We start from the raw sequence: 18,609 nt of genomic DNA, 5'->3' as shown, positions 1-18,609 counted from the left end.
CGGCCCGTCGGCAGGGCGCGACGGGTGCCGAAGATTGTTCCACAGGGCGCCGCGACGACGCCGCTACGCCGCCCGGGCCACCTCCGCGCCGTCCGGCAGGCGGTCGCTGTCGATCCACACCTTGGTCGGCCCCCCCACGCGCGAGAGTTGCATGTGGTACTCGTAGCGCTCCGGGTGATAAAGCCCCACGAGAAACTGCACCGGCCGCCCCGTGCTGTCGCGCACCACGCGCGACACCCGCAGCAGCGGCACGCCGGGCGCCAGCTTGAGCGCCTTGGCCACGTGCAGGTCGGCCAGCGCGGCGCCCATGGTCTGCTCGGCGGCTTCGACCTGCACGCCATGGCGCTCCAGCGCGACCAGCATCGGCATGTCCTGCAGCGTGCTGCGCGCCACCGCATCGGCCAGGTCGGCCGGCAGGAAGACCTCGGTGTAGGCGATCGGCTGGCCCTTGAACTTGCGCACGCGCACCACCTTCAGCGCGCGCGCGCCGGGCGCCAGTTCGAGCGCGGTGCTGACCGGCGACGGCGCGGGCACGAGCCGCCATTCGAGCACCGAGACCTTGGTGCGCAGCCCCATGTTCACGATGTTGTCGAGCAGGCCGCCGCGCAGCTTCAGGTGGCGCGGTACCTCGGCCTGCGCCGCCGGCAGCGTGCCCTTGCCGCGCAGCCGCACCACCAAGCCCTCTTCTTCGAGCCGCGCCAGCGCCGAGCGCACGGTGACGCGCGCCACGCCGAACTCCTCGGCCAGCAGCCGCTCGCCCGGCAGCGGCAGGCCGCGTTCATAGAGACCGCTCTTGAGCCGCTCGCGCAGGATCAGCCGCAGCTGGTGGAAGCGTGGAACGGCGGGGGCGTGATCCGGGTCGGTGGGCATGGGCTCGCCACTGTAGGTGGCGCCACCCCGGCGGGCAATCGGTGCCCGCCCCGCGCTCATTCGTAGCGCTTGCCCAGCGCCAGCATCTCGGGCGTGCCGATCACGTCGTTGAGCCGGTCGAAGGACAGCATCTGCGGCAGCCACGGCGTGGTGGTGCCGTGCTCGCGCAGGCTTTGCAGATAGCCCTGCAGCGCGAAGCTCAGCGCCCGCACCGTGCCGCCCGGGAAGATCGCGATGCGGTAACCCAGCGACTGCAGCTCCGCCGACGGCAGCACGGGGGTCTTGCCGCCTTCGACCATGTTGGCCAGCATCGGCGCGCGGTGCGACAGGCGCGCCAGCGCGTCCGCCATGTCGTCGGTGCTGCGCAGCGCCTCGACGAAGAGCACGTCGGCGCCGGCCTCGGCGTAACGCTCGGCCCGCTCCAGCGCAGGTTCGAGCCCCTCGACCGCGACCGCGTCGGTGCGCGCGACGATCAGCGTCTGCTCGTTGCGGCGCGCGTCGACCGCGGCGCGGATCTTCCCGGCCATCTCGGCCGCCGGCACGATGGTCTTGCCGTCGAGGTGGCCGCAGCGCTTGGGCAGGGTCTGGTCCTCCAGCTGGATGGCCGAGGCACCGGCGCGCTCGAGCAGCTGCACCGTGCGGCGCACGTTCAACGCGTTGCCGAAGCCCGTGTCGGCGTCGACGATCAGGTGAAGCCCGGTGCGCTCGCGGATGTGGCCGGTCACGGCCACCACGTCGTCCAGCGAGAGCAAGCCGATGTCGGGCCGGCCGAAGCGCGTGTAGGCGATGCTGGCGCCCGAGAGGTAGGCGGCCTCGAAGCCGGCCTGCTCGACCAGCAGGGCCGAGAGCGCGTCGTAGACGCCGGGGGCCGTGACGATGCTCGGCGATTGGAGGCGGGTGCGCAGGGTCATGGGGTCGTGGCTTTCGTTCGTTGGGCGGCGATGTCGCCGCGTGCAAGGCGCTGCTGCAGGTGCGGCACCAGGCCGCCGTCACGCACCATCGCGATCAGATGAGCCGGCACCGCTTCGCATTGCAGCGTGCGGCCGGTGGTGACGTCGCACAGCTGGGCGGCGTCGAGGTCGAGCGCGAGCGATGCGCCATCGGCCACGCTCGGCGCTTCGGCGCACACCAGGAGCGGCAGGCCGAGGTTGAAGCCGTTGCGGTAGTAGAGGCCCGAATACGACACGGCGACCACACAGGCCACGCCCAGGAGCCGCAGCACCTCGACCGCCTGCTCGCGCGACGAACCCGCGCCGAAATTGCGGCCGGCCACGACGATGTCGCCCGGCCGCACGGTGGCGGCGAACGAAGGCGAGATCGATTCGAGGCAGTGCTTGGCGATCTCGTCCACGCCAAATTTCATGTAGCGCCCCGGCGCCAGCAGGTCGGTGTTGAGGTCGTCGCCGAAGACCCAGGCACGGCCACGCGATGGGGTGTTTGTCATACCAGCATCTCCCGTGCATCGACGATGCGTCCCGCGATGGCCGAGGCGGCCACGGTGAAGGGCGAAGCCAGGTACACCTGCGACGAATCCGCGCCCATGCGCCCCTTGAAATTGCGCGCCGTCGTGCTGATCGCCACGGTGTTCTCGCCGAAGACGTTGGCGCCGTAGCCGGCGCAGGCGCCGCAGGCGTTGGGCAGCAACTCGGCGCCGGCGTCCAGCAGCGCACCCAGGGTGCCTTCGGCAGCGGCCTGCGCCTGGTCGGTGGCACTGGCGGGCGCGACCATCAGTCGCACGCCCTTGGCCACGCGCTGTCCGCGCAGCACCTGTGCCGCCATGCGCAGGTCGTCGAGCTTGGCGCCGGTGCAGGCGCCGACGTAGGCGATGTCCACCGTCGTGCCCGCGAAGGCATCGACCGATTGCGACCGCGCCGGGCTGTGCGGCGCCGCCACCTGCGGCGCGAGCGCGGAGGCATCGAGCCGGTGGTCGGCCAGCAGCGGAGCGCCGTCGTCGGTCTGCCAGTGCGCGGTGTCGACGTCGTGCACGCCCACACCGGCGAGCCATTCGGCCGTGACCGCGTCGGGCGCGATCAGCCCGGCCTGGCCGCCGAGCTCGGCCGTCATGTTCGACAGCGTCATGCGCTCCTGCATCGACAGGGCGCGCACCGCGGCGCCGGCGTACTCGACCGCCTGGTATTGGCCGCCGTCCATGCCGAAGCGGCCGCACAGGTGCAGCATCATGTCCTTGGCCGACACGCCCGGCGCGAGCCGGCCGTCCCACCACATCCGGATCGTGTGCGGCACCTTGAGCCAGATCTCGCCGGTCACCAGCACGCCGAGCATCTCGGTGGCGCCCACGCCGAACATGTAGGCACCGAAGGCGCCGCCGGTGGGCGAATGGCTGTCACCGCCGACCGCGAACAGGCCAGGCCGCAGGTGGCCCTTCTGCGGCAGCACCACATGGCAGATGCCCTGGGTGTCGTGGAAGCGCGTGATGCCCACGTCCTTCACCCAGTCGCGCGCGATCTGCACGATGGCGCGGCTGTCAGCGTCGTGCGCCGGCACGTAGTGGTCGGTGATGACGACCACCTTGTCCGGGTCCCACACCTTCGCGCCGAGCTTTTCGAGCATCGGCTTCACGCGGCGCGGGCCGCCCGAGTCGTGCATCATGGCCAGGTCGACCCGGCAGGTGACGATCTCGCCCGGCGTCACCGCGCCCACGCCGGCGGCGCGGGCGACCAGCTTCTGCGCAAGGGTGGCCGGCGTCACTGCAGCTCGACCTTGGCGAGCTTGGCCTGCTCGGCCCATTGCTTCACGTCGCCGACCAGAAACTCATGGAATTCCGTCGGCGTGGTGCCGGACGGTGCGCTGCCATCCTGTGCCAGTCGCGCCTTGATGCGCGGCGACTGGATCGCCTTCACCACCCACTCGTTCAAACGGGCCGTCACGTCGGCGGGCAATCGGGCCGGGCCGAGCACACCGAACCAGCCGTAGTTGGTCGTGAAGGTGGGGACCACCTCCGCGACAGCCGGCACGTCGGGCAAAGAGGCCAGCCGCTTGGCCGAGGTCACGGCATAGGCTTTCACCTTGCCGTTTTCCAGCAAGGTGCGTGCACCGCCGATGGGCGCAAACATCAGATCGACCTGTCCGGACATGACATCGACGAGCGCGGGCGAACTCCCCTTGTACGGAATGTCGACGCCCGGCAATTTCGAGGTCGCGCGGAATTCGGCCGTGTCCATCTGCAGGGACGAACCGGTCCCGCCGATCGCGAAGCTGTAGCCGTCTTTCTGCTTGGCAGCGGCGAGCAGCTCCTTCAGATCCTTGGCCGGCAGATCCGGCCGCGCCACGAGCACGCTGGCGACCTTGCCGATCAGCGAGATCGGCGTGAAGTCCTTCACCGGGTCGTAGGGCAGCTTCTTGAAGAGCGCCGCGTTCATCGTGTGGCTGGTGAAGGCCACCAGCAAGGTGTGCCCGTCGGCGGGCGCGCGCGCCACGAAATCCGCGGCGATGTTGCCGCCGGCGCCGGGCTTGTTGTCGACGATGACGGGCTGTCCCAGCGACTTCGTCATGTCATCGGCGAGTTCGCGGGCCAGCGCGTCGGTCGTGCCGCCGGGCGAGGCGCCGACGATCAGCTTGATCGGCTGCGTCGGAAACTTCTGCGCATGCGCCGTCGGCGCCGCGCCCAGCCATGTCGCCGCGGTCATTGCCAGAGAACAGAGCGCGATCGTGGTGCGTGAGATTTTCATGGGCGCCTTCCTGGTTGTGGATCGATGGTCAGACGCTTCCGATGGCGACATGGATGCGGGTACGCATCGGGTCGCGGGAGGTGGTGAGGTGGTACTGATAGCCCTCGGGACGAAAGAGCCCGTCGAAAAGTTCGACAGGCTCGCCGTTCGCATCGAGGATCAGCCTGCGGACCCGAAGGAGCGCGCTGGCGACGGGGACCTGCAGGGCCTCGGCCGCATCGATGTCCGCGTGCGTCGCGCTGATGACCTCGTCGGCGCGCTCGATGCGAACGCCCTGTTTGGCCAGCAGCGCCAGCAGCGGCTGCGTCGCGAGGTCACGCCGGCGAATTCGTGCGGCCAGTCGGGCGGGGACGAAAGCGGTGGCGAAAGACACGGGCCGGTCGCCCTGTGATCTCACCCGAACGATCCGCAGCACCTGGGCGGGTGCCTCGAGCTGCATGGCATCGCGAACTTCCTGGGCGGCCTCGACGAGCCCGTAGCTCAGCACGCGGGCCTTGGTTCTGAGGCCCATGTCCATCACGCTCGCGAACAGTTGCTCGAACGCATCACGTGTGGGGGTGGCCGGGCCCTCCGCACGTTGCTGCGGCAGCGCGACCGTCCCACGCCCTTGTTGTCGCACGACGAGTCCGTCGCGTGCCAGTGCAGCCATGGCGCTGCGCAAGGTGACCCGTGCCACGTCGAACTCCTCGGCCAGCATCCTTTCGCTCGGCAGCATGCCGCCATCGCCGTAGTAGCCCTCGAAGAGGCGCTGGCGCAAGACCAGGTGGACGTGGTGATAGCGATGCAAGGGCGCTGCGGTCGACGGCGGCGATGCGGCCGGCCTGCGCGGCAACCGGTCGGGAAAGGCGGTCGGCATCGGATGTGACATGGGTGCTGATGCTAGGGCGGCCATTGGTATGGTCAATAGAACCAATTGGTCTGATTGACCCCTCCGTGCGAAGCCGGCAAAGTCGATCGATGCCAAACCTTCTCCCGGCGCATGTTCTGCAGCGCATCCAGCAGAAAAGGGGTTCCCGCCCGGTGCACACGACCTTCCTCGCAAGCCAGACCGCGGTGCTCGTGGTCGACATGCAGCGCTACTACGAACCCAAGATCGCCGGCATGGACGCGATCGCACCGCGCATCCGGATGCTGTGCGATACGCTGCGAGCACGCGGAGCCCTCGTGGTGTGGTTGATGAACACGCTCGAGCGCGATGGGGTCGATCTTTGGCCGGCCTACCACGCCGGCTTCTTCGATGCATCGTCGGCCCGCGAACACCGAAGGGGCCTGGCTTCCGGCTCGGACGGTCACCAGCTTTCCACCGGGATGCACCCCGATGCGCGCGATCTGGTGCTGGAGAAAACGCGTTTCTCCGCCTTCGCGCCGGGCTCTTCCGAACTGGCCGATGCGCTCGTCGCACGCCAGGTCGAGAACGTCATCGTCGCAGGTGTCGCGACCAATGTCTGCTGCGAGTCCACCGCACGCGACGCGATGATGCGCGACTACCGGGTCGCCGTGGTGAGCGACGCGACCGCGGCGGTCACGCCAGACGACCATGTCAACGGACTCGCCACGCTGGCGTCGTGCTTTGCCGAGGTTCTCCCCACGGCCGAGGTCGTCGAGCGTTTGGTCGGGCGTTGACGGCGGCCAACTCTTCGCATTGCCGACCCGCCTTGCATTCGCCGCCCGCGGCTGCGGCCGCACGCTCATTCGACCGACGCGCCCGACGCCTTGATGATCTTCGCCCAGCCTTGCACATCCTGCGCGACAAAGGTGGTGAAGGCCTGGGGCGTCATGTCCGGGGCGGTGGCCGCTTCGGTCTCCATGCGCTCCTTGTACGAAGGGCTCTCCAGCGCCTTCTTCACCGCGGCGTAAAGCTTGTCGGTCACGGCCGGTGGCATCTTGGCCGGGCCGAACAGGCCGAACCAGGCGCTCGACTCGAAGCCCTTGACCGTGGCGCTGATCACCGGCACCTTGGGGAACTGCGGCAGCGGCGCGGTGCTGCTCACGCCGAGGAACTTGAGCGCCGGGTTCTGCCGGTGCGGCAGCACGTTGACGGTGCTGGCGAACATGAGGTCGACCGTGCCGGCGAGCGTGTCGGTCAGAGCAGGGCCGGTGCCCTTGTAGGGCACGTTGAGGATGTCGGTGCCCGTCATCATCTTGAACTGCTCGCTCGCCAGATGCAGCGACGAGCCCTGCGCACCGATCGCGAAGCTCAGCTTGCCGGGGTTCTTCCTGGCGTAGGCGATGAGCCCGGCTGTGTCGTCGAAGGGCACGCCCTTGCGCGCGACCAGCACGCTGGGCACGCGCGCGACCATGGTGATGGGCGTGAAGTCCTTGACCGGGTCGAAGGGCAGGTTCTTGTAGAGCGTGGCGTTGATCGTGTGGCCGGTGAAGCTCATGAGCAGCGTGCTGCCGTCGGCCGGTGCCTTGGCCACGTAGGCCGCGGCGATGTTGCCGCCGGCACCGGCGCGGTTCTCCACCAATACCGGGCGTTGCAGGGTGTCGCCCATGGCCCGGCCGATCACGCGGGCCAGCGTGTCGGTGGTGCCGCCGGCAGGGCTGCCGACGACGATGGTGATGGGCTTGTTGTCCTGCGCCAGGGCCAGGGGTGCGGCCAGGGCGCCGGCCAGGCCCAGGCACAGGACGGCCGAGCAGGTGCGCGCTGCGTGTGTTGTCTTTGTCATCGTGTCTCCGTTGTCGTGCAGTGGGTGCACTTTAGGAGTCGGCGCCCTGCGCTTCAATGGAACCAGGTGGTCCTGTGGACCGGACCGGTGGCTTAGAGGTCGCGCGGCTGTGCCTCGAACCGTGCGCTCCGCACCGTGTCGCGGCCGGCTGCCTTGGCCGCATAGCAGGCGGCGTCAGCGGCCTGCAGCCAGTCGTTCACCGTCGCCATGTCCGTCTGCAACGCCGCCACGCCGACGCTGGCGCCGACGCTCAACGGGCCGAGGGCCGACGGCACCACGACGGCGGTGATGGCGCGGCGCACCTCGTCGGCAATGTGCATCGCCATGTCGTGCGGGCAAGCCTCGAGCAGCAGGACGAACTCGTCGCCGCCGATGCGGGCCACGAGGTCGCCGGCGCGCACATGCGCCGCGATCGCGGTGGCCACCGTCAACAGCATCAGGTCGCCCACGAGGTGGCCCGCGGTGTCGTTCACCGGCTTGAAGCGGTCGAGATCGAGGAAGACCAACGTGGACGGCAGCGACGCGGGCCGCTTCTCGAGCAGCCGTTGCGCCTGCTGTTCGAAGGCCTTCCGGTTGGCCAGGCCGGTGAGCGCGTCGTGTGCCGCAGACCATTCGAGTTGCTGACGCACCGCGCGCTGGTCCTCGATGTCGCTGACGATCCAGATGGTGCCCAGGGTGCGGTCGGCCAGGTCGACCGGCTTCGTGCGCATGCCGGCCCAGAAGGTGGAGCCGTCATGCCGCAGCAGCTGCCATTCGCCGGTGGATGGCTGCAAGGCCCGGAAGTCCGAACGTTCGCGTGCGAGGAAGGCGTCATGGTCGTCGTCCGACGAAAACAGCGTGCGCAGTGGTTGGCCGAGCAGGTCCTGCGGCGTGGCGGCGACCAGGCGGCAGAGCTCGGCGCTGACGAGCTCGAAGCGGCCGTCGCGCGTGAAGGCGATGCCCACCGGGGCGGCGCTCATCACCGAGTTCAGCTTGCGCAAGGTCTTGGCGTTCTGTGCCTCCAGCGTGAGCCGCTCCAGGCCCACGCGGCGCAGCACGGCGCTCAGCCGCCCGACCTCACCGTGCTCCCGCGGCCAGCCGGCTTCGGGCGGCATCGAGCCGTCGAACAGGTGCTGTGCGCGGTGTTCGAGCAGCGTCAGCGGCCGAAGCGCGCGCCACAACATCAGAAAGAGCAACGGCGACAGCAGCGCCAGCAGCAAGACCGCGCCGAGGATCGCGTCCGAGCGGGCCGCGCGCAGCGGTGCCAGCACCTCTGCTTCGGCCCGCACGCGCCAGACCATCCAGTCCGGCCCGGGCACGCCTGCCGCGCTGACCAGCTCGCCGCGCTGTGGCAGGCGGACGCCGCTCGGCTCGACGGGGGCGCCGATGGCTTGCCACGCGAGGAAGGCCTGTGCCAGACGAGGCTCGCTGCTCAGCAAGGACAACAGGCGGCTGCGATTCGGGTGGGCGAGCACGCGGCCGGCCTTGTCGGTGACGACGACGAGCGCCGTGGCGTTTTCGTTCTCTTCCACCAGGCCGTCGAGCAGGTCGCGCGTGTTCAGGCGCAGCGAACCGCCGAAGATCATCGTCGTTCCTGCAGCATCGCGAACTGGCTGCGTCAGGATGATCAGCGGTTGACCGCTCACGCGGCTCGGCGTCGGGTCGGAGATGATCGCGCGGTTCTCGCGCAGGGTCCGTTGAAAGTAGTCGCGGTCGGCGATGTTGAGCGAGACCGGAAGATTCATCTGCTGGTTGTCCGCCGTCACCAGCACCCGGCCATCGACCGACGTGGCGAACACATTGCTGAAGAGTTGACGCAACACGTGCTGCGACTCCACCAGGCGCAGCACAGCGCCCCTGTCCTCTGCTGCAATGCCGCTGAACTGCGGCACGGCGCTGGCCAGCGCGCGCTGCAAGTCGACCAGTTGGCGCGACAGCAGCCCCGCAGTGCGCACCGTCTCGCTCGACTCGCGCACCAGCTGCGCTTCCAGCGTGTCGTTCTGGGCCCGCGTCACCAGCAGTGCAGTGATCAGCCCGATGCCCACCATCAGCGCCGCGATGCCGCCCGCGGTGATGCGCAGCTTCAGGGAGCCTAAGGCTGCGGGCCAGTGGAAGCGGTGGCCGGTCATGGGCGATCGTGGTGGCAAAAGTCGGTGGCGCGCGTCGGGCGTGAGGGAAATGCGGAGGGGAGACAGGTCGGCGCCATTGTCGCGTGTCTCCGAACGGCCTCGGCCCCAATACACATGACGTCTTTGTAGGCGAATGCACACGGCACAACGCGCTGGCGAACCTCTGTTTCGCAGGGCGCGCCGGGCTAGCATCGCTGCATGGACCTCGTCGTCGCCCGCCCCGAAGGCCTCTACTGCCCGCCAGGCGACTTCTTCATCGACCCCTGGCGGCCCGTGGCGCGCGCCGTCATCACGCATGCGCATTCCGACCATGCACGCGTGGGCCATGGGCATTACCTGGCACACACCGACAGCGAAGGGACGCTGCGCACGCGGCTCGGGGCGGACATCGCCCTTCAGACGCTGCCGTACGGCGAGGCGATCGAGCACCATGGCGTGCGCATCTCCTTGCATCCGGCGGGCCACGTGCTCGGCTCGGCGCAGGTGCGGGTCGAGCACGGCGGGCGCGTGTGGGTGGCCTCGGGCGACTACAAGACCGAGCCGGATGGCACCTGCCCGCCCTTCGAGCCCGTGCCTTGCGACACCTTCATCACCGAGTCCACCTTCGGCCTGCCGATCTACCGCTGGCCGACGCAAGCCGTGCTGTTCGCCGAGATCAACGACTGGTGGCGCCGCAACGCCGACGAGGGCCGCGCGTCGGTGCTGTTCTGCTATGCGTTCGGCAAGGCACAGCGCATCCTGCATGGCGTCGAGCCAGGCATCGGGCCGATCGTGGTGCACGGCGCGGTCGAACCGCTGAACGCGGTGTACCGCGCCGCTGGCGTGGCGTTGCCGCCGACGCTGCGCGTGAGCGACGCGGAGGTCAACCCGCAGATGCTCAAGCGCGCACTGGTGCTGGCGCCGCCCTCGGCCCAGGGCACACCGTGGATGCGGCGCTTCGGCAACTATGTCGACGCCTTCGCCAGCGGCTGGATGCAGCTGCGTGGCACCCGGCGGCGCCGCGGCGTCGACCGCGGCTTCGTCATGAGCGACCACGCCGACTGGCCCGGCCTGCAGAAGGCCATCGCCGGCACCGGCGCCGAGCGCGTGTTCGTCACGCACGGCAGCGTCGCGGTGCTGGTGCGCTGGCTTACCGAGAACGGGCTGGAGGCGCAGGGCTTCAAGACCGAATACGGCGACGAGGACGTGGCCGACCAGGGCGAGGCCAAGCCTGCGGCAGCCGATGTCGAAGCGGCCCCCGACGCCGCGCCATGAAGGCCTTCGCCGCCCTCTACCGCGAACTCGACGCCACCACGTCGAGCCTCGCCAAGCAGGCCGCCCTGCAGCGCTATCTGCACGCCGCAGCGCCCGAAGACGCGGCGTGGGCCGTCTACTTCCTCGCCGGTGGCAAGCCACGCCAGCTGGTGCCGACCAAGTTGCTGCGCTTGCTCGCGCAAGAGGCCGCCGGCCTGCCCGAATGGCTGTTCGACGAGAGCTACGAGGCCGTCGGCGACCTGGCCGAAACCATCTCGCTGCTGTTGCCGCCCCCGACCGAGGCGCACGATCTGGGTCTGGCCGTGTGGATCGAGCGGCATCTGTTGCCGTTGCGGAAGACGCCGCCCGATGAACTCGCCGACACCTTGCGCGCGCAGTGGCGCCAGCTCGCGATCGACGAGCGACTCGTCTACTTCAAGCTCATGACCGGCAGTTTCCGCGTCGGCGTGTCGCGGCTGCAGGTGACGCAGGCGCTGGCGGCGGTCGGCGGGCTCGACCCGAAGCGCGTGGCGCAACGGTTGATGGGCTACACGCACATCAGCGGGCAACCGGGGGCGGCCGACTACGCGCTGCTCATCGGCGCGGAGAACGACAGCGAACTCAACCAGAAGACCAGCGGCCAACCGTACCCCTTCTTCCTCGCGCACCCGTTCAACCAGCCAGTCGAGCAGTTCGATGCCTTGCTCGGCCCGCCCGCCGATTGGATCGTCGAATGGAAGTGGGACGGCATCCGCGCGCAACTCGTCAAGCGCGGCGGCGCGGTCTCGCTGTGGTCGCGCGGCGAGGAGCTGGTGACCGACCGCTTCCCCGAACTCGCGACCATGGGCGAGGCGCTGCCCGACGGCACGGTGCTCGACGGCGAGATCGCGGTCTGGAGAGACGACAAGGTCCAACCCTTCGCCGAACTGCAGCGCCGCATCGGCCGCAAGACGATCGGCCCGAAGCTGCTGCGCGAGATCCCGGTGGTGCTGCTCGGCTACGACCTGCTCGAATGGCAAGGACGCGACCTGCGCGCCATGCCACAGCAGGAGCGCCGCGCACTGATGGATGACCTGGTCACCCAGGTGCAGCACCCGCAACTCGTCGCCAGCCCGATGCTCACCGGCGACAGCTGGACCGACCTGTCGCGCCAGCGCGAGGCGGCACGTGCGATGGGCGTCGAAGGGATGATGCTCAAACAGCGCCACGCGCACTACGGCGTCGGCCGCACCAAGGACGTCGGCACCTGGTGGAAGTGGAAGATCGACCCGCTCAGCATCGACGCCGTGCTCATCTATGCCCAACGCGGCCACGGCCGCCGGGCCAGCCTCTACAGCGACTACACCTTCGCCGTGTGGGACGGTCCGCCGGAGCAGGAAGACCGCAAGCTCGTGCCCTTCGCCAAGGCTTACTCGGGCCTCACCGACGTCGAGATGGGACGCGTCGACGCCGTCATCCGCAAGACCACCATCGAGAGCTTCGGCCCGGTGCGCAGCGTGAAGCCGACGCTGGTCTTCGAGCTCGGCTTCGAAGGCATCGCGAAGAGCTCACGTCACAAGAGCGGCATCGCGGTGCGGTTCCCGCGCATGTTGCGATGGCGGGAGGACAAGACGGTGGAGGAGGCGGATACGTTGGAGACGCTGGCCGCCTTGCTGCCGACGGTGGCATGAAGTACGCCGACCTCGTTGCGTGGTTCGCGGGCCGGGGCTGGAAGCCCTTTGCGTTCCAGCGGGAGGTGTGGAAGGCCATCGGCGAAGGACGGTCGGGCATGCTGCATGCCACCACCGGCGCCGGAAAGACCTACGCGGTGTGGCTCGGCGCACTCAAGGCCTTCGCTGTAGCGCCGAAGGCTGCTGTGCGCACCACCGCGAAGAAGGTGGCGCCACCGTTGACCGTGCTGTGGATCACCCCCATGCGCGCTCTCGCGTCGGACACCCTGCGCGCGCTGCAGCAACCCCTCGAAGCCCTCGCCCCCGATTGGTCCGCCGGCGCGCGCAGCGGCGACACGTCGAGCGGCGAGCGCAGCGCGCAGAACGCCCGACTGCCGACCGTGCTCGTCACGACGCCTGAGAGCCTGTCCGTGTTGCTGTCGCGTGCCGATGCGGCCGACGTGCTGGGCACCTTCAAGATGGTGGTGGTCGACGAGTGGCACGAGTTGCTGGGCAACAAGCGCGGCGTGCAGGTGCAACTGGCGTTGGCGCGGCTCAAGCGCTGGAACCCGGCGCTGTGCGTGTGGGGCATGTCGGCGACGCTGGGCAATCTCGACGAGGCGATGCGCACGCTGCTCGGCCGTGACGATGGAACGTTGGTGCAGGGCCAGGTGCCCAAGAAGCTCGTGATCGACTCGCTGCTGCCCGGCCGGGCCGAGCGCTTTCCATGGGGCGGGCATCTCGGGCTCACGATGCTGCCGCAGGTGGTCGAGGAGATCGCGTCGAGCAGTACCACGCTGGTCTTCACCAACACGCGTTCGCAGTCGGAAATCTGGTACCAGGCGATCCTCGAAGCGAAGCCCGAATGGGCGGGGCTGATCGCACTGCACCACGGCTCGCTGGACCGCGCGGTGCGCGAGTGGGTCGAGGCGGGGCTCAAGAGCGGCGAGTTGCGCGCGGTGGTGTGCACGTCGAGCCTGGACCTCGGCGTCGACTTCCTGCCCGTCGAGCGCGTGCTGCAGATCGGCTCGCCCAAAGGCGTCGCGCGGCTGCTGCAGCGCGCGGGGCGTTCGGGCCACGCGCCGGGTCGGCCGTCGCGCATCACGCTGGTGCCCACGCACAGCATCGAAATGGTGGAGGGCGCCGCGGCGCGCGACGCGATTGCGGCCGGCCACATCGAGGCGCGCAGCACGCCCGAGCAACCGCTCGACGTGCTGGTGCAGCACCTGGTCACGGTGGCGCTGGGCGGCGGTTTCATGCCGGATGATCTGTATGACGAAGTGCGCGGCACGGCCGCCTACGCCAAGCTGTCGCGCGACAGCTGGGACTGGTGCCTGGCCTTCGTGCGGCAGGGCGGCCCGTCGCTCGCGGCGTATCCCGATTACCAGCGCGCGGTGCCCGATGCCGACGGCGTCTGGCGCGTGCCCGATGCGCGGCTGGCGCGCCGCCACCGCATGAACATCGGCACCATCGTGAGCGACGCGAGCATGACCGTGCAGTACGTCGGTGGCGCCAAGATCGGAAGCGTGGAAGAGAGTTTCGCTGCGCGCATGAAACCCGGCGACTGCTTCCTCTTCGGTGGCCGCATGCTCGAACTCGTGCGCATCCGCGAGATGACCGCGTGGGTGCGGCGTGCCAGCGGCAAGCGGCCGGCGGTGCCGCGCTGGAACGGCGGGCGCATGCCGCTGTCGACCACGTTGGCCGATGCGGTGGTGCAGCAGCTCGCGCTGGCGGGCGAGGGCAGGTACGACACGCCCGAGCTGCAGTGCGTGCGCCCGCTGCTCGAGATCCAGCAGCAGTGGTCGGCACTGCCCACGCCGCAGACGCTGCTGGCCGAGGTGCTGAAGACGCGCGAAGGCTGGCACCTTTTTCTCTACCCCTTCGCCGGCCGCCACGTGCACCTGGGGCTCGCGAACCTGATCGCCTGGCGCGTGGCGCAGCATGCGCCGCGCACCTTCTCGATCGCGGTCAACGACTACGGCTTCGAGCTGCTGTGCGCCACCGAGGTCGATTGGCCCGTGCTGCTGCCGCAGGTGCTGCGCGCCGGGCATGACGCACAGGCGCAGGACGCGATCGCGCACCACGACGCCGATGCCGCGCTGCTGCACGAGGTGCTCGAAAGCCTCAACGCCAGCGAACTGGCGCAGCGGCGCTTTCGCGAGATCGCGCGTGTCTCGGGTCTGATCTTCCAGGGCTACCCCGGCGAGAAGCGCAGCAACAAGCAGCTGCAGGCCTCGTCGTCGCTGTTCTGGGAGGTCTTCCGCAAGTACGACCCGGCCAACCGGCTGCTGCTGCAGGCCGAGCAGGAGTTGCTGGCGCAGGAGCTGGAAATCGGCCGCCTGCGCACGAGCCTGGCGCGCATGAACGCGCAGGCGCTGGTGGTGCAGACGCTCGCCCGCCCCACGCCCTTCGCGTTCCCGCTGATGGTCGAGCGCTTTCGAGAGAAGCTCAGCAACGAGAGCGTGGCCGACCGCATCGCGCGCATGGTCGAGCAACTCGAGAAGGCGGCTGGCGGTGCCGTGCCCGTGGGTGGCGTGGAAGAGGTCAAGGCCGGCATGGCCTTCGGGCAGGAGGGCGGCGGCGGGAAGGGCAAGGGGCCCGCCAGCGATGCATCGCGGCGCCGCCCCCGCAAGCCGTCGCGCCCCTTGCCGCCGCTGTAGGGCTCACCCGCCTGTCGCTGGGGCGGGGTGTCGTTTAAGCTGCCCCCATGAGCAGCCTCAACCCCAAAACCTACGACTCCGTTCCCTCGCGCCAGGTGGCCTTCCTCGGCCTGGGCGTGATGGGCTTTCCCATGGCCGGCCACCTCGCGAAGGCCGGCCACCGCGTGACGGTCTACAACCGCTCGGCCGCCAAGTCGGCCGCCTGGTCCGCCGAATTCGGCGGCCAGAGCGCCCCCACGCCGCGCGAGGCCGCGGCCGGCGCGGAGATGGTGTTCTGCTGCGTCGGCAACGACGACGACCTGCGCTCGGTGGTGCTGGGCGACGACGGCGCCTTCGCCGGCATGTCGAAGAACGCGGTGTTCGTCGACCACACGACGGCCTCGGCCGACGTGGCGCGCGAGCTGTCGGCCATCGCGCTCGATAAGGGCCTGCAGTTCATCGATGCGCCTGTGTCTGGCGGCCAAGCCGGGGCGCAGAACGGCCTGCTGACCGTGATGTGCGGCGGCGACAGCGCCACCTTCGACGCCGTCAAGCCGGTCGCCATGGCCTTCTCGCGCGCGGTCACGCTGCTGGGTGAGAGCGGCGCCGGCCAGCTCGCCAAGATGGTCAATCAGATCTGCATCGCGGGTCTGGTGCAGGGCCTGTCCGAAGCCATCGCCTTCGGCATGCGCGCGGGCCTGGACATGGAAGCCGTGCTCGGCGTCATCAGCAAGGGCGCGGCCCAGAGCTGGCAGATGGAGAACCGCGGCAAGACCATGATCGAGGGCAAGTTCGACTACGGTTTCGCGGTCGACTGGATGCGCAAGGACCTGGGTCTGGTGCTGGACGAAGCCAAGCGCAACGGCGCGCGCCTGCCGGTGACCGCGCTGGTCGATCAGTTCTATGCCGACGTGCAGCAGGCCGGCGGTGCGCGATACGACACCTCCAGCCTCATCACGCGGCTCAAGTAAACAAGCGCCCCCGCGGGGCACTTGTTTCGTTCAGCGGATCGGTGTGACCGTTGCCCCGCTGGCCGGCAGCGGCTCCATCGGCGGCAGCGGCACGCGCGAGCCGCTCGATGCCGGTGCGGCCGCCGGTGCCCCGGTGCCGCCCTGGCGCGTCTGGCCGGCCAAGTCGGCCTCGCTCACCACCTCGACCACGCGCACCACCTTCTGCACGCCCGACACGCCGCGCGTGATGTCCGTGGCGCGGTCGACTTCGCGCTTCGTCGCCAGGCCCATCAGGTAGACCACGCCGTTCTCGGTGATCACCTTGAACGAGGTCGCGAAGATGTCCTTGGCATCGAGCAGCGAGGCCTTGACCTTGCCGGTGATGAAGGTGTCGTTGGAGCGCACCTGGAACGAGCGCGGCTCGCCCACCACCACCTCGTTGACGATCGAACGCACGTTGTCGATGCCCTGCACCGCGGCTTCGGCGCGGCGGCGGTCAGCCTCGTTGCCCACCGTGCCGGTCAGCAGCATCTGACGGTTGAAGCTGGTGACGGTCACGTACATCTGGTCGTTGGCGATTTCGCGGATGCGCGAGGCACCGCGCAGCTCGATCGCCTGGTCGTCAAGCTGCGCACCGGAGCTGCGGCGGTCGGTGGCCATGAGGCCGGCGCCGACGGCAGCGCCGCCCACGACCAGCGGCACGCACGCCGAGAGGGCCGTGGCCAGCGCGGCCGCAGCGGTGAGGGTCAGCACAAGGCGTTGGGTCGATGGGATCGTCATGGGGATGCTTCCTGTTCTCCGAGTAACTGGGCGTCCACGCCGTCGCACAGGCAATGCAGGGCGAGCAGGTGGACTTCGTGGATGCGCAACGCACGTTCGTGCGGCACGGAAACCTGGACATCGGTCTCGCGCAGTGCGCGTCCGATCGCGCCGCCGCTGGCGCCCAGCAGGGCCACCACCGTCATGTCGCGCGCATGGGCAGCCTCGACGGCGGCGAGCACTGCAGCGGACTGCCCGCTCGCGCTCAATACCAGCAGCACATCGCCCGCCTGGCCGAGCGCGCGCACCTGGCGCGCTAAGCGGTCGACGTCACTGGCGTTGGCACTGTCGGCGGCCGGGTCGGTGGGGTCGCCGGGCAGCGCGATGGCGGCGAGCTCGGGCCGGTCACGCTCGAAGCGGCCGACGAACTGGGCGGCGAACTGCGCCGCCAGCAGGCCGGACACGCCGGCACCGCAGGCCAGCACCTTGCCGCCGCTGGTCACGCAGACCAGCAGCGCCTGCATGGCCTGACCGATGGGTTTGCTGAGCACCGGGCCTGCCTGGTATTTGAGGTCGGCGCTGTCGATGAAGTGCTGCTGGATCCGTTGCTCGAGCATGGGCGGCGATGATAACTGGGGGTCGTGAAACAAAAGGTGTGATGCGTGGCGCGCGCCGAGGTTCAACCCGTTCCCGCATCGAAGGCTGCGACCAGCCATTCGATGCCCTCGGGCTCGACCAGCACCACGTCGAAGCGGCAGGGCGGCGGCGTGCGCAGCGTCAGCAGGTAGTGTCGTGCGGCGAACACGATGCGGCGCTGCTTCACGCCGGTGATACTGCCCGCCGCGCCGCCATGGCTGCGACTCGTGCGCTGGCGCACCTCCACGAACACCAGCGTGCCGTCGCGCGGGTCGCGCACGATCAGGTCGATCTCGCCGCCGCCTCGGCCGGGGGTTCGATAATTGCGCGCGACCAGGCGAAGGCCGGCCCGCTGCAGATGCGCCAGCGCGGCGTCTTCCGCCGCGTCGCCGCGCTGCTTGGTCGTCGTGCTCCCTGTCGTCTTGTCGTTGTTCTGGAGAAGTCCCATTGAATGCTCTCGCCCCCGCCTCTTTCGGCGCCGCCCTGTCGGCCGCGCGCGATGCCGCGGGTGCCCAGCATTATCCGCAGGGCACGCTCTACGTCGTCGCCACGCCCATCGGCAACCTCGCCGACATCACGCTGCGCGCCTTGCATGTGCTCGCCATCGTCGACGTCGTCGCCTGCGAAGACACGCGCCACACACAGGGCATGCTGCGCGCCTACGGCATCGACCGGCCCGGTGCGCAACTGCTCGCCGTGCACCAGCACAACGAAGCCGAAGCCGCGCAGACGGTCGTCGCGCGCCTCGCGAAGGGTGAACGCATCGCGTACGTCAGCGACGCCGGCACGCCGGGCGTGAGCGACCCTGGCGCACGCCTTGCCGCCGCCGTGCGCGCCGCCGGCCACCGCGTGCTGCCGCTGCCCGGCGCCAGCAGCGTCATCACGCTGATCGCCGCGGCCGGCCTGGTGGCCGAGGGTGGTGACGAACGCAGCGCCTTCGTCTTCGCCGGCTTCCTGCCGAGCAAGGCGGGCGAGCGCGATGCGGCCGTGCAGGCGCTCGCGCGCGAACCGCGCAGCGTCGTGCTGCTCGAAGCGCCGCACCGCATCGAGGCACTGGCACGCGCGCTGGCCGTGCTGGGCGATCGCCACGTCACCATCGGCCGCGAACTCACCAAGCAGTTCGAGGAGATCGCCACCGTCGCCGCCAGCGCGCTGCCCGACTGGTTCGCCGCCGGCCGCGACCGCACGCGCGGCGAATTCGCGCTGGTGCTGCACCCGGTGGCGGTGGCCGCCGACGATGGGGCCGAGGCTGAGCGCGTGCTGCGCCTGCTGCTGGCCGAACTGCCGCTCAAGGGCGCGGTGAAGCTCGCTGCCGAGATCACCGGCGCGCCGAAGAACGCGTTGTACGACACGGCGCTGCGGCTGCGCGACGGCGGCGACTGAGTCTTTTCCGGGTCACACCTGCGA

Annotated in this window: 17 protein-coding genes; 6 read left to right on the top strand and 11 right to left on the bottom strand. The window is 69.7% G+C overall.

Annotated elements, in window-relative coordinates; genetic code table 11:
• Positions 1 to 63: 63 nt before the first annotated feature.
• Genes ACSFA0_RS22125 through ACSFA0_RS22100 form a run of 6 tightly spaced genes read right to left on the bottom strand, consistent with a single transcriptional unit; the run spans position 64 to position 5,415 of the window.
• On the bottom strand, positions 64 to 870 hold the full coding sequence (locus ACSFA0_RS22125; protein WP_435452426.1) for a GntR family transcriptional regulator: 807 nt from the start codon (positions 868 to 870) through the stop codon (positions 64 to 66).
• 56 nt (positions 871 to 926) lie between these two features.
• Complete coding sequence (locus ACSFA0_RS22120; protein WP_435452425.1) at positions 927 to 1,781, bottom strand: isocitrate lyase/PEP mutase family protein; 855 nt, start codon at positions 1,779 to 1,781, stop codon at positions 927 to 929.
• Positions 1,778 to 2,314 carry a LeuD/DmdB family oxidoreductase small subunit gene (locus ACSFA0_RS22115; protein ID WP_435452424.1) on the bottom strand — a complete coding sequence of 179 codons (537 nt, stop codon included), beginning with the start codon at positions 2,312 to 2,314 and terminating at the stop codon, positions 1,778 to 1,780. Before ACSFA0_RS22115 ends, ACSFA0_RS22120 begins: the two co-directional genes overlap by 4 nt.
• The gene (locus tag ACSFA0_RS22110; RefSeq protein ID WP_435452423.1) at positions 2,311 to 3,618 is read right to left on the bottom strand and encodes a 3-isopropylmalate dehydratase large subunit; all 1,308 of its coding nucleotides are present in this window, start codon (positions 3,616 to 3,618) and stop codon (positions 2,311 to 2,313) included. Before ACSFA0_RS22110 ends, ACSFA0_RS22115 begins: the two co-directional genes overlap by 4 nt.
• Positions 3,576 to 4,559, bottom strand: a complete 984-nt coding sequence (locus ACSFA0_RS22105; RefSeq protein WP_435452422.1) for a tripartite tricarboxylate transporter substrate binding protein — start codon at positions 4,557 to 4,559, stop codon at positions 3,576 to 3,578. The genes ACSFA0_RS22110 and ACSFA0_RS22105 overlap by 43 nt, the downstream gene beginning before the upstream one ends.
• Before the next feature lie 28 nt (positions 4,560 to 4,587).
• Positions 4,588 to 5,415 carry a GntR family transcriptional regulator gene (locus ACSFA0_RS22100; RefSeq protein WP_435452421.1) on the bottom strand — a complete coding sequence of 276 codons (828 nt, stop codon included), beginning with the start codon at positions 5,413 to 5,415 and terminating at the stop codon, positions 4,588 to 4,590.
• Positions 5,416 to 5,516: 101 nt separating this feature from the next.
• On the opposite strand from ACSFA0_RS22100, the gene ACSFA0_RS22095 reads away from it, so the two are divergent.
• Positions 5,517 to 6,182 (top strand): cysteine hydrolase family protein, encoded by a 666-nt coding sequence (locus ACSFA0_RS22095; protein ID WP_435452420.1) that lies wholly within the window; start codon positions 5,517 to 5,519, stop codon positions 6,180 to 6,182.
• A 65-nt stretch (positions 6,183 to 6,247) separates the two neighbouring features.
• Here the strand turns inward: ACSFA0_RS22095 and ACSFA0_RS22090 are convergent, their stop codons facing one another.
• Together ACSFA0_RS22090 and ACSFA0_RS22085 are read right to left on the bottom strand one after the other, a co-directional pair.
• On the bottom strand, positions 6,248 to 7,228 hold the full coding sequence (locus tag ACSFA0_RS22090) for a tripartite tricarboxylate transporter substrate-binding protein (protein WP_435452419.1): 981 nt from the start codon (positions 7,226 to 7,228) through the stop codon (positions 6,248 to 6,250).
• A gap of 92 nt (positions 7,229 to 7,320) precedes the next feature.
• Positions 7,321 to 9,336 carry a sensor domain-containing diguanylate cyclase gene (locus ACSFA0_RS22085; RefSeq protein WP_435452418.1) on the bottom strand — a complete coding sequence of 672 codons (2,016 nt, stop codon included), beginning with the start codon at positions 9,334 to 9,336 and terminating at the stop codon, positions 7,321 to 7,323.
• 198 nt (positions 9,337 to 9,534) lie between these two features.
• Here ACSFA0_RS22085 and ACSFA0_RS22080 point away from each other — a divergent pair, with 198 nt between their 5' ends.
• The 4 genes from ACSFA0_RS22080 to ACSFA0_RS22065 are packed head-to-tail and all read left to right on the top strand — an operon-like array spanning position 9,535 to position 15,828.
• The gene (locus tag ACSFA0_RS22080) at positions 9,535 to 10,590 is read left to right on the top strand and encodes a ligase-associated DNA damage response exonuclease (protein WP_435452417.1); all 1,056 of its coding nucleotides are present in this window, start codon (positions 9,535 to 9,537) and stop codon (positions 10,588 to 10,590) included.
• Positions 10,587 to 12,239, top strand: coding sequence for an ATP-dependent DNA ligase (locus ACSFA0_RS22075; protein ID WP_435452416.1), 1,653 nt, complete (start codon positions 10,587 to 10,589; stop codon positions 12,237 to 12,239). Before ACSFA0_RS22080 ends, ACSFA0_RS22075 begins: the two co-directional genes overlap by 4 nt.
• Complete coding sequence (locus ACSFA0_RS22070; protein WP_435452415.1) at positions 12,236 to 14,878, top strand: ligase-associated DNA damage response DEXH box helicase; 2,643 nt, start codon at positions 12,236 to 12,238, stop codon at positions 14,876 to 14,878. Before ACSFA0_RS22075 ends, ACSFA0_RS22070 begins: the two co-directional genes overlap by 4 nt.
• A gap of 47 nt (positions 14,879 to 14,925) precedes the next feature.
• On the top strand, positions 14,926 to 15,828 hold the full coding sequence (locus ACSFA0_RS22065; protein ID WP_435452414.1) for an NAD(P)-dependent oxidoreductase: 903 nt from the start codon (positions 14,926 to 14,928) through the stop codon (positions 15,826 to 15,828).
• A 30-nt stretch (positions 15,829 to 15,858) separates the two neighbouring features.
• Here ACSFA0_RS22065 and ACSFA0_RS22060 read toward each other — a convergent pair whose 3' ends face one another.
• The 3 genes from ACSFA0_RS22060 to ACSFA0_RS22050 all read right to left on the bottom strand — a co-directional run bounded on the left by ACSFA0_RS22060 (position 15,859) and on the right by ACSFA0_RS22050 (position 17,650).
• The gene (locus tag ACSFA0_RS22060) at positions 15,859 to 16,587 is read right to left on the bottom strand and encodes a BON domain-containing protein (protein ID WP_435452413.1); all 729 of its coding nucleotides are present in this window, start codon (positions 16,585 to 16,587) and stop codon (positions 15,859 to 15,861) included.
• On the bottom strand, positions 16,584 to 17,183 hold the full coding sequence (locus ACSFA0_RS22055) for an SIS domain-containing protein (RefSeq protein WP_435452412.1): 600 nt from the start codon (positions 17,181 to 17,183) through the stop codon (positions 16,584 to 16,586). The genes ACSFA0_RS22060 and ACSFA0_RS22055 overlap by 4 nt, the downstream gene beginning before the upstream one ends.
• Before the next feature lie 62 nt (positions 17,184 to 17,245).
• Positions 17,246 to 17,650: a YraN family protein gene (locus ACSFA0_RS22050; RefSeq protein ID WP_435452411.1), complete on the bottom strand. Its 405-nt coding sequence runs from the start codon at positions 17,648 to 17,650 to the stop codon at positions 17,246 to 17,248.
• On the opposite strand from ACSFA0_RS22050, the gene rsmI reads away from it, so the two are divergent.
• Positions 17,650 to 18,585, top strand: coding sequence for a 16S rRNA (cytidine(1402)-2'-O)-methyltransferase (rsmI, locus tag ACSFA0_RS22045; RefSeq protein WP_435452410.1), 936 nt, complete (start codon positions 17,650 to 17,652; stop codon positions 18,583 to 18,585). The genes ACSFA0_RS22050 and rsmI overlap by 1 nt on opposite strands.
• The last annotated feature ends 24 nt before the right edge of the window (positions 18,586 to 18,609 follow it).

The organism is Variovorax restrictus (genome assembly GCF_051216715.1).
Classification (GTDB): domain Bacteria; phylum Pseudomonadota; class Gammaproteobacteria; order Burkholderiales; family Burkholderiaceae_C; genus Variovorax.
The sequence above is the reverse complement of the archived record's forward strand: the minus strand, read 5'-3'. Positions and strand labels throughout refer to the sequence as shown.

Excerpts from the sequence above, each read along its gene's own strand:
- ACSFA0_RS22125 (WP_435452426.1), bottom strand. The coding sequence starts at position 870 with ATGCCCACCGACCCGGATCACGCCCCCGCCGTTCCACGCTTCCACCAG.
- ACSFA0_RS22120 (WP_435452425.1), bottom strand. The coding sequence starts at position 1,781 with ATGACCCTGCGCACCCGCCTCCAATCGCCGAGCATCGTCACGGCCCCC.
- ACSFA0_RS22115 (WP_435452424.1), bottom strand. The coding sequence starts at position 2,314 with ATGACAAACACCCCATCGCGTGGCCGTGCCTGGGTCTTCGGCGACGAC.
- ACSFA0_RS22110 (WP_435452423.1), bottom strand. The coding sequence starts at position 3,618 with ATGGGCCGAGCAGGCCAAGCTCGCCAAGGTCGAGCTGCAGTGACGCCG.
- ACSFA0_RS22105 (WP_435452422.1), bottom strand. The coding sequence starts at position 4,559 with ATGAAAATCTCACGCACCACGATCGCGCTCTGTTCTCTGGCAATGACC.
- ACSFA0_RS22100 (WP_435452421.1), bottom strand. The coding sequence starts at position 5,415 with ATGCCGACCGCCTTTCCCGACCGGTTGCCGCGCAGGCCGGCCGCATCG.
- ACSFA0_RS22095 (WP_435452420.1), top strand. The coding sequence starts at position 5,517 with ATGCCAAACCTTCTCCCGGCGCATGTTCTGCAGCGCATCCAGCAGAAA.
- ACSFA0_RS22090 (WP_435452419.1), bottom strand. The coding sequence starts at position 7,228 with ATGACAAAGACAACACACGCAGCGCGCACCTGCTCGGCCGTCCTGTGC.
- ACSFA0_RS22085 (WP_435452418.1), bottom strand. The coding sequence starts at position 9,336 with ATGACCGGCCACCGCTTCCACTGGCCCGCAGCCTTAGGCTCCCTGAAG.
- ACSFA0_RS22080 (WP_435452417.1), top strand. The coding sequence starts at position 9,535 with ATGGACCTCGTCGTCGCCCGCCCCGAAGGCCTCTACTGCCCGCCAGGC.
- ACSFA0_RS22075 (WP_435452416.1), top strand. The coding sequence starts at position 10,587 with ATGAAGGCCTTCGCCGCCCTCTACCGCGAACTCGACGCCACCACGTCG.
- ACSFA0_RS22070 (WP_435452415.1), top strand. The coding sequence starts at position 12,236 with ATGAAGTACGCCGACCTCGTTGCGTGGTTCGCGGGCCGGGGCTGGAAG.
- ACSFA0_RS22065 (WP_435452414.1), top strand. The coding sequence starts at position 14,926 with ATGAGCAGCCTCAACCCCAAAACCTACGACTCCGTTCCCTCGCGCCAG.
- ACSFA0_RS22060 (WP_435452413.1), bottom strand. The coding sequence starts at position 16,587 with ATGACGATCCCATCGACCCAACGCCTTGTGCTGACCCTCACCGCTGCG.
- ACSFA0_RS22055 (WP_435452412.1), bottom strand. The coding sequence starts at position 17,183 with ATGCTCGAGCAACGGATCCAGCAGCACTTCATCGACAGCGCCGACCTC.
- ACSFA0_RS22050 (WP_435452411.1), bottom strand. The coding sequence starts at position 17,650 with ATGGGACTTCTCCAGAACAACGACAAGACGACAGGGAGCACGACGACC.